Here is a 9,248-nt window from a genome sequence, read left to right as displayed (position 1 = left end):
TCCTGGCCCCAACGAGGAACATCGCATTCCTTATCTCCTCAATGTACCTCCTGAGGATTTTTATGACGCCTTCAACGTCGCCTTTCACGGCAGGCTTTAAGAGAGGCAACGCCACTCCGGCGAAGGTGGCACCCATAGCTAAAGCCTTCGCCATGGTTATTCCATCCCTCATTCCACCGGTGGCTATAATGGGCAACTCCGTCGAGTAGCGAACTTCAGCAACGCTTATGGCCGTTTTAATTCCCCAGTCCCAGAAGCGTAAGGCGAGGTCCTTCCCAATCTCGTCCTTTGCTCTGTAGTATTCCACGGCGCTCCAGCTTGTCCCACCGAGACCACCAACGTCGATGGCATCAATCCCTATGCTCTCAAGCCTTACCGCCACTTCCTTGGAAACTCCGGCACCGGTTTCCTTCGCTATTATTGGGTATGGAAACTCGGCCTTGAGCTCTGCCAACGCTTTGAGAACGCCCTTGTATTGAGTGTCCCCCTCGGGCTGGACGCTCTCCTGAAGAGGGTTCATGTGTATCGCCAGAGCATCGGCCTGAATGGTTTCGACGGCCTTCAGGGCCTCCTCGATACCGTAGCGCTCCGGTATCGTTTCCGAGAACTGGGGGGCACCTAAGTTGCCGACGAGGAACACATCAGGAGCGACGTCCCTAACGTAGTAACTCTCCCAGGTTTCCGGCTTCCTTATCATCGCCCTCTGACTTCCAACGCCCATCGGTATGTTAAGCTCTTGCGCGGCTTTGGCAAGGGTTTTGTTTATCCTTCCGGCCAGCTGGGAACCCTTGGTTCCACCGGTCATGCCGGCTATGAAGATTGGGTAATCGAAGCGCCTGCCCAGAAACTCGACGCTCAGGTCTATTTCATCCTTGTCTATCTCTGGAAGGCTCATGTGGACGAAGTGAACGTCCTCAAAACCGTTGCTCACATGGGCTTGAACGTTCCTCTTAAGGCAGTGTTCTATGTGCTCGAACTTCCTGATGATGGTGAGTTCCTCCCTGTCAAAGGCCTCCATCCACACCACCGGGAAAGGGAAGGCATGAAAAGTTAAGAGGTTTTGGGTGGACAGACCGTGACGTTCACCCGTTTAACGACCAGCCAGCCCCCGGGCTCTTCAACCCAGTCGCCGAGGTTGTGGGCATTTACGGCCGAGCCCAGGAATCTCCCCATCTCAGAGGAGCCAATGGTAAAGTTGAACTCAGACCTGAAGTCGGAGAACTTGGGAAATCCCTCGCCGAGGCTTACCGATAGGGGGAGCACGAGAGAATGGTATTCCCCTCTCCCGGTGCTGTGGAAGTAGATGACATTAACTGTAAAGTTGTTGCAGGTGTAGTAGGTGCTAAAGCGAAGCACAATCCTTCCGGATGCCACCGCCGAGGAAAAGTCGAAGGGGACGTCGAAGATTCTGATCGTTGCGTTTTTGCTCCCGTTCGAGACGATGAGCCCATAGGGGTAATAAATAGCGGCAAAATTAACTCTCCTCCCGTTTAAAACCACCGAGACGTTGGAGGCATCCCCAATGACCGACCACACTCCGTCTTCCGTCTCCACCCAGCCGGGATAGACGAGAATCACGGCGTCCCTTCCCTTGGAGATTGCCCTGATTATTTCACCGCCCTCAAGGGTCCACTCAACGGTGAGCGTGTTGTTTTCGGCCCTTACGCTCAGGTTAAGGTCGCTTGGATGCGCATCAAAACCGCTGAGGTAACCGCTGGAAGATGCCTTCAGGAAGCCCCATAGTGTCACCATGATGAGTAGGGCGAGCGCAATGGTTTTATGGGACATGGTTATCAGGATTACGGATGTTGAATAGAAATAAAAAGTTTTCGAGTCAGGGAACAATCCTCGTGCCGAAGCCGTCCCCCTTGATGGCCCCGCTCAGCCTTCCCGGAATCAAGCCGTTGACGAACCAGACCTCGGAAAAGCGGGCTATCTCCTTTGCTTCCCTCAGCTTGTTGATTACTCCCCCCGTGACGTCGCCGTCTGGGCCAGAAAGCTTTTTGAGGCGCTTTATGAGGTCGTCGATTTTCTCAGCGGGAATCTCGAAGAGCAGTGTCCCTTCCCCGGGCTTTCCGTCGTAGATGCCATCAACGCTCATCAGGAAAACGACCTTCCTCGGCCTGAAGAGCTTTGTGAGGTAGGTAACTATCTGGTCACCGGAGAGTATGTCAACGCCCCTGGCCAAATCAACTGCAACGTCCCCAAAGAGAACTGGTATAAAGCCCGTTTCAATCAACTTTCTAACCGGCTCAACGTCACCGTAGGCTACCTTGTTCGAGTCCATGAGGAAAACAGAGGAGCTTGAGACCGAAACGGCAGGCAAACCCTCCCCTATGAAGGCCTCCACTATTTTCATGCTCGCCCTCAGCATTGCGTGGTGAGTGAGTGAGAACCCCTTTTTGCGCCAGAAGAGGGACTCACCCGAAAGGCCGAGGAGACCCTCCCTAATGCCGTATTTCTTTGCCTCCGGATGTCCGAAGCTTCCCCCGCCGTGAACGACGATGAACTCTTCATCGGGGTAGAACTCCCCGATTTCCCGCGCTATCGAGCGGACAACCTTCTCCCTGAAGTTCTCGGGTGTTCCTTTCTTGTCGCTGAAAACGCTCCCGCCGAGCTTAACTATTATCACGGTATCACCTCCTCTATGCGAAGCCCTTCCCTGCTTATCTCGGTTATCATCGGCGTTCCGCCGGCTATCGTTATTGCCGTTGCCACTTCGCCCTGCTTTTCAGGGGCCAGGGCATACATACATCCACCGCCACCGGCACCGGTTATTTTTGCTCCCAAAGCGCCGGCGGTTCTTGCGGCATAGACAAGTTCGCTCAGCTTTTTCGTCGAGACCCCGAGGGCATCTAAGAGGCCGTGGTTTACGTTCATGAGCTTTCCAAGGGTCTTGAAGCGCGTTTCATCGTCCAAATCCGAGAGGAGAACTTCTCTAGCTTTCTCCACCACCTTGCCCATCGAGACCAGTATCGGCTCAACTATTTCAGGAATTTCTTCGTAGGTCCTCCTGACCATCGCAACAAGCTCTTTGGTCGAGCCACTTGAGCCGGTGTAACCGACGACTATCGGCAGTTCCATAAAGGGTAGGTGCTCGAAGTTACCCTTCTCGTAGTGGATGAAGCCACCTATAGCAGAAACCGTCGGGTCTATACCGCTCGATGCCCCCTGAACGAGGAGTTCAACCCTGTGGCCAAGCTTTCCAACTTCCTCGTTGGTAAGTTCCAGACCAAGGAGCTTTGAAACAGCTCCGATGGTTGCAACCGCAACGGCCGCCGATGAGCCGAGACCTGCTCCAACCGGTATCTGGGAGGTTATCGAGACCGTTATGCCCCTCCCGTTTTTGTCCGCTTCCTCCTTCACGAGCTCTATAGCCTGCCTGACGTAGCTGAGAACCTCGGCGGCCTTTCCGTAGTCGCTTTCAAAGTAAATCTCGTTCTCGGAGAAGGACACTATTAAACCCGGGGTCTTTATGTCGTGGGCCTCTATCTTTATCCTTCCGGAGTCATTGAACTCGGCTTTAACGTAGGTTCTCAGGTTTATCGCGGCAGCGATGGCAGGCTTTCCATAAACAACGCTGTGCTCGCCGAAGAGGATAATTTTAGCCGGGGCCGAAGCCAAAACCCTCATTATCACCACCGCTGTGGTTTAGACGGGCCGGGATATAAATCTTAACTCCCGTCAAAAATGATGAAACATTATCGATTATTGGCACCGACTCATAAAACACTATCGTCACTTTGTAATGTTTTTTGATAAAATAAGTAGTAATATATTTAAAATATCGTAACAAATATTAACATAATTACCAGAGGAAACTAAAAGGAGGTGATACCATGCCTTTAGGGGACTTACAGGGAATAGCCCAGAAGGCAAAGCACATGAGCGTTGAAGAAGTCTTGAAGTATCTGAACGTTGACCCAAAACGGGGTTTGACAACGGAGGAGGCCAAGCGCCGTCTCAGAGAGGTCGGCCCCAACGAGATTCCCGAGAAGAAGGTGAGCCCAATCGTAAAGTTTCTCTCCTACTTCTGGGGCCCCATACCGTGGATGATTGAAATCGCCGCGATTCTCTCGGCTATAGTCCACCACTGGGAGGACTTCGGGATAATAGTCAGCCTTCTTATAATCAACGCAGTTGTTGGCTTCTGGCAGGAGCACAAGGCAGAGAACATCATGGAGTACCTCAAACAGAAACTGACCCTAGAGGTAAGGGTTCTGCGCGATGGGGAGTGGAAGACGATACCAGCTAGGGAGCTCGTCCCTGGGGACATAATCCGGCTGAGAATGGGGGACATAATCCCCGCGGACGTCAAGCTAATTGAGGGTGACTTTCTGACGGTTGATGAATCTGTGTTGACAGGCGAAAGCGTGCCGGTAACGAAAAAGGTTGGGGACATGGTTTACAGCGGCTCGATAGTTAAGAGGGGTGAGATGACAGGAGTCGTTGTCGCAACGGGACTTCACACGTACTTTGGAAGAACTGTTCAGCTCGTTCAGTCCGCAAAGACGACAAGCGAGTATCAGAAGCTCGTCATAAACATAGGCAACTACCTCATAGTCCTGAGCCTCATAATGGTCTCCATAATGTTCCTGGTGGAGTTGCACAGGGGCAAACCAGTTATTGAGCTCCTCAGGTTCGCCCTCGTCCTCACGGTTGCGGCAATTCCCGCGGCGTTGCCAGCTGTGCTGAGCATCACGATGGCCATAGGGGCCTATGAACTTGCCAAGAGGCAGACCATAGTAACGAAGCTCGTGGCAATCGAAGAGCTCGCGGCCGTGGACACACTCTGCGCCGACAAGACGGGAACCCTCACCAAGAACCAGCTGACCGTTAACAATCCAATCGCGTGGGACGGCTTCAGCGTCGATGAAATGCTATTCTACGCGGCACTGGCAAGCAAGGAGGAGAACAAGGACCCGATAGACCTAGCCGTCCTGAGGGCCGTCAAGGAAAAGGACCAGCTCAAGGCCTGCAAACAGGTGAAGTTCGTCCCATTTGACCCTGTAATAAAGCACACCGAGGCAGAGGTTGAATGCAATGGAAAGAGATTCAGAACGGCGAAAGGTGCACCACAGGTCATCCTCGACATGGTAAAAGCTGACGAGAAGCTTAGGGAGGAGGTTATGAAGAAGGTAGAGGAACTCGCGAGGGAAGGCTACAGAACCCTCGGTGTTGCAGTGGATTTTGGCGACGGCTGGAAGTTCGTCGGGCTGATACCACTCTTTGACCCGCCGAGAGACGACTCCGCCAGCACTGTCAAGTTCCTCCAGAGGAACGGGATAAGGGTTAAAATGATAACCGGCGACCACATAGCGATAGCAAGGCAGATAGCGAAGATACTCGGTATTGGGACGAGGATTCACACGGCCGAAGAACTGGACAGGGCTAAGGGTCATGAGCTCATTAAGCTCTGCGAGGAAGCGGATGGATTCGCGCAGGTTTATCCCGAGCACAAGTTCAAGATAGTTAAGGCCCTCCAGGAGGCAGGCCACAAAGTTGCCATGACAGGCGACGGCGTGAACGATGCCCCTGCACTCAAGCAGGCTGACGTTGGGATAGCGGTTTCAGGCGCAACGGACGCGGCAAGAGCCGCCGCGGACATAGTGCTCCTAGCATCAGGGATAAGCGTTATAAAGAACGCCATAGTCGAGGCTAGGAAGATATTCCAGAGAATGTATAGCTATGTCATCTACCGCATAACAGAGACCATAAGGGTTCTCTTCTTCATAACCCTCAGCATACTGGCCTACAACTTCTATCCCGTAACCGCTGTAATGATAATTCTCCTAGCGTTGCTCAACGACCTGCCGATAATCACTATAGCTTACGACAACGTGAAGATAAACCGCAGGCCCGAGAAATGGAACATACGGGAGATACTCACCGTCTCGACGATAATAGGAAGCATGGGTGTCATAGAGACGTTCCTGCTGATGTGGATACTTATAAACTACTTTGGCATCTCCTACAGGACAGCCACTGGACTCGCACTAATACAGAGCATGATATTCCTAAAGCTCGCGGTTGCGGGACACCTGACGATATTCGTCACGAGGACGAGGGGGCCGTTCTGGAGCATAATGCCCGGCAAGTGGCTCTTCTGGAGTGCTGTGGGGACAAAGATACTAGCGACGCTGATAGCAGTCTACGGCTGGGGTGTGGCCGCGATAGGATGGAAGTACGCAGCCTTCATATGGGTGTACTGCATAGTCTGGTTCTTCATAGAGGACATCACAAAGAGGGCCGCATACAGATTCTTCAGCTGGGAGGTCGAACACCAGCGCCACAAGGCGGCCTTCTGAGTTCTCTTTCTTTTCCTTCTTTTAATCCAAGTCATATCAAAAGAATCAGAAAGGTAGGAATCAACGCCTCATCACTATGCTCGCGTAGCCAACCACCGCCTCGGTGCTTCTACTGACCTCGTAGCTCGTCGTGTAGTGCAAAAGTTCAGCCTCAACCGCTCCAGCGAGGCGCGAGTAGACTATCGCCGTTCCAACGCCACCGGGGCCGCACATCGTGTGCCTCATCTCGCGAAGCTCCCTGAAGAGACCGTCAACGTCAAAGTCAAGTATTCTCCTGATTAGCCTGAAGTCCCACTCCTTGATTCTATGAGGGAGCTCATCGGCCCTAGCCCTAAACGGCACGTAACCATAAACGGGGCCGTAATGCATGAAGTCCGTGCTGGCTATGACAACAACGTCCCTGTCGAGCTCTTTAGAGGCTTCGAAGATTGCCTTTCCAAGTGCCCTCGAAACTTCCTCATCCTGGATGCCAAGGGTTATCGGGACGATTTGAACGTCCTTTCCGGCCTTCTCAGCGAGATACTGGATGAAAGGAACCTGAACTTCTATGGAATGCTCGTACTTGTGGGCGAGGTCGTCCAAATCCGCTATTCCCGATAGCTTCGCTATGGCCTTGGCCATCTCGGAATCGACTTCTATGCTCCCGAGTGGGGTAAGCCACTCGCCTTCAGGATAGACTGCTATGGGCGAGCCCAAGCCAGTATGGTTCGGCCCGAGGATTACGAAGGTCTCGGGCAGGCCGTCCTCGAATATCGCCTTGTATGTCCTGCTGGCTGTGTAGCCCGAGAATACGTAACCAGCGTGGGGCGCAACTCCAGCTGTGATTCTCCGCTCATTACCTTCTTCGCCAAGGTCGCTGAAAAACTCCTCCAGCATCTCTATGAGCGTATCGTCAGCCGGATAGAAGCTACCTGCAACCGCTGGATACCTAATCATCTCTCTCACCTCCACCCTTTAGTTGTCGCGAGACTTTAAATACCTTCGGTTAGTTTAAGGCCCGAGCCCGTGAGGGGGAGCAAGACCTTGGAGCCATTGGGTATTTCACCGGTTTCAATCAGCTTCCAGAGGGCGCTTAGAACAACGGCCGAGGTGGGCTCAACGAGAAGGCCCATCCTCTTCAGCCAGCTCAATGCACCTTTGGTTTCAATTTCATCAACGCTAACGCAGAGGCCGTTGGTCTCTTCCAAAACCCTTCTCATCTCCTCAAGACGCGGGGGATTTGGAATGGCTATGCCGTCAGCCAAGTTGTTCTTCACCGTGGAGCGTTCGCAGAGGCTCTCATAACCAGAAGCCTGGACGGCGACGAAAACGGGAAGCTTTGATATCTCGCCCATCTCCTCAAGCTCCTTGAAACCCTTCCAGAGGCCGAGGAAGAGCGTTCCGCTTCCCGTTGGAACCAGAACGTAGTCAGGAAGGCCGACCTGCTCGTAAACCTCAAATGCAACCGTTTTGGTCCCCTCGATGAAGTAGGGGTTGAGCCAGTGAGAGACGTAGGTTAGGCCCTCTCTTTTAGCAAACTCCTCGGCTTTGCCGTGGACTGTCATCCTGTCCCCATCAACGAAGTGAAGAACGGCACCAAGCCTCTGGAGGAGGGAAACCTTCCCGGGCATTGCATCGTAGGAGACGAAGATATGCGCCTTTACGCCCGCCGGCAGGGAGTAAAGTGCAAAGCTCAGGGCGGCGTTTCCAGAACTGTCGAGAACGACTTCTCCGATTCCCTCCTCCATGAGCTTTCCCACGGTTACAAAGGTCCCCCTGTCCTTGAAGGAACCGCTCGGCTGGAGGTAGTCGAGCTTGAAAATGGCCAAGACGCCGTTGATGTCAAGTGGAACAGTTGGAGTTATTGCAGGAACAGCCGGAGGGAGGTAGTTACCGCCAATGGGAAGAAAGTTGAGGTAGCGACGCATATCCAGGTAATTCAACAGACTCCCGAAGAAGTCGTAGTGCTCCCTCTCAACGAGCAACGTTCCTCCACAGTCGCATTTCAAACGGAAGCTCTCGGGATAGGTCTTCCCACAGCGGGTGCACCGGAGCATGCTCCCAACCCCAAAGGCTTTTTAGTTTAACGTCGATTATAGTGCAAGAATGCATAAAAAGGTGGTTGCCATGGTAGAGAAGTTTATCTCCGCTGAAAGGCCACAGACCGAGGAAGGTTACCAGTACCACATAGCCTGCAAGCCGGGTGATGTTGCGCGCTACGTCCTCCTTCCAGGAGACCCCGAGAGGGTTCCAAAGATAAGCTCCCTCTGGGACGAAGCTAAAGAGATAGCCTTCCACCGCGAGTACAGGACTCACACGGGCAAATACAAGGGCGTTCCCATAAGCGTCACCTCCACCGGAATAGGCGGGCCTTCCACTGCCATAGCTGTTGAAGAGCTTGCCGCGATAGGTGCCGATACTTTCATCAGGGTTGGCTCAACCGGAGCGATACAGCCGGGAATGGAGATAGGGGATTTGATTATAGCGAGAGCGGCGGTGAGGCTTGAGGGAACTTCAAAGCAGTACGTCCGCGTTGAATATCCTGCGGTGGCCGACCTGGAGGTAACGATGGCTTTGATTGAAGCAGCAGAAAGCCTGGGCGTTAGATATCACCTCGGCATTACCGCTTCAACCGACAGCTTCTACCTCGGCCAGGGAAGACCGGGTCTAAACGGCTACTTCCCGAGCTTTGCCAGGAACATACTCGACGACCTGAGACAGGCGAGGGTTACGAACTTTGAGATGGAGGCGGCGACCCTTTACACTCTGGCCAACATCTATGGCCTAAGGGCCGGTTGCGTTTGCGCGGTCTTCGCCAACAGGATTACCAACGAGTTTGGAAAGGCTGGAGAAAGGGAAGCCGCTTTAGTTGCGAGTGAAGCGGTTAAGATACTCCACGAGTGGGACGAGGAGAAAGAGAAGGCCGGGAAGAGGGTATGGTTCCCCGGGCTGAGGGGTTGA

The 9,248-nt window shown here is 53.3% G+C and carries 8 protein-coding genes; 2 read left to right on the top strand and 6 right to left on the bottom strand.

Features of this window, described 5'->3' with window-relative positions:
- The 4 genes from fni to F7B33_RS02725 all read right to left on the bottom strand — a co-directional run.
- Window positions 1–1,018: type 2 isopentenyl-diphosphate Delta-isomerase (fni, locus tag F7B33_RS02740; RefSeq protein ID WP_297072972.1), on the bottom strand; the 1,018-nt coding region annotated here is incomplete at its 3' end.
- A 32-nt stretch (window positions 1,019–1,050) separates the two neighbouring features.
- Complete coding sequence (locus F7B33_RS02735; RefSeq protein WP_297072964.1) at window positions 1,051–1,788, bottom strand: hypothetical protein; 738 nt, start codon at window positions 1,786–1,788, stop codon at window positions 1,051–1,053.
- 46 nt (window positions 1,789–1,834) lie between these two features.
- Window positions 1,835–2,632, bottom strand: coding sequence for an isopentenyl phosphate kinase (locus tag F7B33_RS02730; protein ID WP_297072962.1), 798 nt, complete (start codon window positions 2,630–2,632; stop codon window positions 1,835–1,837).
- Window positions 2,629–3,633: a mevalonate kinase gene (locus F7B33_RS02725; RefSeq protein WP_297062570.1), complete on the bottom strand. Its 1,005-nt coding sequence runs from the start codon at window positions 3,631–3,633 to the stop codon at window positions 2,629–2,631. The genes F7B33_RS02730 and F7B33_RS02725 overlap by 4 nt, the downstream gene beginning before the upstream one ends.
- A 206-nt stretch (window positions 3,634–3,839) precedes the next feature.
- On the opposite strand from F7B33_RS02725, the gene F7B33_RS02720 reads away from it, so the two are divergent.
- Window positions 3,840–6,308 carry a plasma-membrane proton-efflux P-type ATPase gene (locus F7B33_RS02720; RefSeq protein WP_297072960.1) on the top strand — a complete coding sequence of 823 codons (2,469 nt, stop codon included), beginning with the start codon at window positions 3,840–3,842 and terminating at the stop codon, window positions 6,306–6,308.
- 60 nt (window positions 6,309–6,368) lie between these two features.
- Here F7B33_RS02720 and F7B33_RS02715 read toward each other — a convergent pair whose 3' ends face one another.
- Together F7B33_RS02715 and F7B33_RS02710 are read right to left on the bottom strand one after the other, a co-directional pair.
- On the bottom strand, window positions 6,369–7,244 hold the full coding sequence (locus tag F7B33_RS02715; RefSeq protein WP_297062568.1) for an MEMO1 family protein: 876 nt from the start codon (window positions 7,242–7,244) through the stop codon (window positions 6,369–6,371).
- Window positions 7,245–7,279: 35 nt separating this feature from the next.
- The gene (locus tag F7B33_RS02710; RefSeq protein WP_297072958.1) at window positions 7,280–8,344 is read right to left on the bottom strand and encodes a pyridoxal-phosphate dependent enzyme; all 1,065 of its coding nucleotides are present in this window, start codon (window positions 8,342–8,344) and stop codon (window positions 7,280–7,282) included.
- A gap of 70 nt (window positions 8,345–8,414) precedes the next feature.
- Here F7B33_RS02710 and udp point away from each other — a divergent pair, with 70 nt between their 5' ends.
- Window positions 8,415–9,248 carry a uridine phosphorylase gene (gene udp / locus F7B33_RS02705; protein ID WP_297062566.1) on the top strand — a complete coding sequence of 278 codons (834 nt, stop codon included), beginning with the start codon at window positions 8,415–8,417 and terminating at the stop codon, window positions 9,246–9,248.

Origin of the sequence: Thermococcus sp., assembly GCF_015523185.1 — an archaeon.
In the GTDB taxonomy this organism is placed as follows: domain Archaea; phylum Methanobacteriota_B; class Thermococci; order Thermococcales; family Thermococcaceae; genus Thermococcus.
Note: the sequence above shows the minus strand (reverse complement) of the source record. Positions and strands in the feature narration are given on the sequence as shown.

Excerpts from the sequence above, each read along its gene's own strand:
- F7B33_RS02720 (WP_297072960.1), top strand. The coding sequence starts at position 3,840 with ATGCCTTTAGGGGACTTACAGGGAATAGCCCAGAAGGCAAAGCACATG.
- F7B33_RS02715 (WP_297062568.1), bottom strand. The coding sequence starts at position 7,244 with ATGATTAGGTATCCAGCGGTTGCAGGTAGCTTCTATCCGGCTGACGAT.
- F7B33_RS02735 (WP_297072964.1), bottom strand. The coding sequence starts at position 1,788 with ATGTCCCATAAAACCATTGCGCTCGCCCTACTCATCATGGTGACACTA.
- udp (WP_297062566.1), top strand. The coding sequence starts at position 8,415 with ATGGTAGAGAAGTTTATCTCCGCTGAAAGGCCACAGACCGAGGAAGGT.
- F7B33_RS02710 (WP_297072958.1), bottom strand. The coding sequence starts at position 8,344 with ATGCTCCGGTGCACCCGCTGTGGGAAGACCTATCCCGAGAGCTTCCGT.
- F7B33_RS02725 (WP_297062570.1), bottom strand. The coding sequence starts at position 3,633 with ATGAGGGTTTTGGCTTCGGCCCCGGCTAAAATTATCCTCTTCGGCGAG.